We start from the raw sequence: 1,515 nt of genomic DNA, 5'->3' as shown, positions 1-1,515 counted from the left end.
GTTACCCACATCCCCACAGCCACAACAGCAGCAGGCAAGAGTAGCGTAAAGTTACTGGGAAGAACGAACGGCAGCAGCTCCACTTAAAAAACCGGACCCAGTGGTCCTCAGCATGGGGTCCACTTCAGGAGGCCGCAACGATCAAACATCACCTGCTGGACGAGTTTTTGGCGAGCGGTAGCTATAGCGTAAGAGCCGAGAAGGCCATCTCGATGGCGAGCAAGGCTCCGCGTTTGTCTCCGCGGTCGCAGTGGTGAGGCGGGGCGATCCAGCGGGTCAGCTCAAGCAGAGTGGAGTAGTAGGCATCGGTTAGCGCTTAAGTCGCGGAGCCAACCTTCCGGTATGTGGATTTCATCGAGCTTCGGGATGAAGCAACGCCAGATGCCACAGCATTGAGTTTTTGATTCTGCTGTGCGGATGGCCACCCCTCCGATTGACTATCTCTGGCAAGTTCGCTGCACACAAACATTGTAATCTGCCCTGCATTTATCATTGGCGATCTCCTTCATTTCAATCCGCTCGCGGTCATCGAGAAGATCGACGGCCGAGGACGCATCGAAACATTGATGTCGGCAAGCGCCGTACAGTGTCTAGCGGTCAATCAATGTCGGACCGATGCCTTAAACCACCAACCTCATTTGGTGGCGCCTGCTCCGGCGCGATCAATGACCCAGGCCACCATGTAGCCCTTGGCCCGCTCAGCCTGCACGTGCCGGAGGGCTTCAGAGTAGGTCAGTAAGGGCTCCTGCGCCGGGTAGACAGCGCGGTCGGTCGGGGTGACGAAGTGGTGGCAACACACGCGGTAGTTTTTAGCCTCGAACATCGAAATCCTCCTCTCGCCTCAGCTTGCGCCGCCGTACGCTCACGCTCCCAAGTGCTTACCACAGAGAATGCGGCCTCTTAGAGGCCGCAAGCTTCTTTAATTGCGCTTGACCTGCCGCCGAAATTTCATCCAGCGCGGTTAGAGTCTCGGGGTTGATAAGTCGTAGGAAAGCAAGCCCTAAAAACCGAAACGTGTCAGGCGTGTCAGAGCGTGTCACCTGACACGCATTCGTCTCGTCCAAAGCCCCCGTGTGTCACTTCCCCGCAGCCTATAAGGCTGCGAGTGACACGGATGGACTGACACAACGGAACCTGGTCTGTCTAGGGCTCGGTGAGGAGGAGAGGAACCACGGTTTCTGCGCGGCGCATCCATGCCAGCGTGTCGGAGCATCGGTAGCCGACTATCTCCTCGATTGCCTCGTAATCCGCAAGGAGATCGAGTCCGAATATCGGTTCATGATGTGCGATGCGGTTTCGTAATTTCCGCACCATGTCGGACACTTGATACACGCGCGTGCGTAGGTCGCGTACACTCATTGTTGCCGGAGCGTTCGGGAATTCGACGTTGAGCTGGCCCCGGTTGTCTGAACAGAATATCCGCGTCGATAAGTGGAGCCTCTGCCGGGGTTAGGCTGCCGTGCGGAGCGGCAGCGGGGTGAAGTAGGCTTGATCCGGTGTGCTGCCGTCAAGGCT

Annotated in this window: 1 protein-coding gene; it reads right to left on the bottom strand. The window is 57.4% G+C overall.

Annotated features, from left to right (window positions below):
• Window positions 1-634: 634 nt before the first annotated feature.
• Window positions 635-823, bottom strand: a complete 189-nt coding sequence (locus AC066S_RS38790) for a hypothetical protein (RefSeq protein ID WP_126262079.1) — start codon at window positions 821-823, stop codon at window positions 635-637.
• Window positions 824-1,515: the final 692 nt, after the last annotated feature.

The sequence above is a fragment of the Bradyrhizobium sp. CFUWI genome, from assembly GCF_056429085.1.
This window is presented reverse-complemented; position numbering and strand designations above follow the sequence as displayed.

Excerpts from the sequence above, each read along its gene's own strand:
- AC066S_RS38790 (WP_126262079.1), bottom strand. The coding sequence starts at position 823 with ATGTTCGAGGCTAAAAACTACCGCGTGTGTTGCCACCACTTCGTCACC.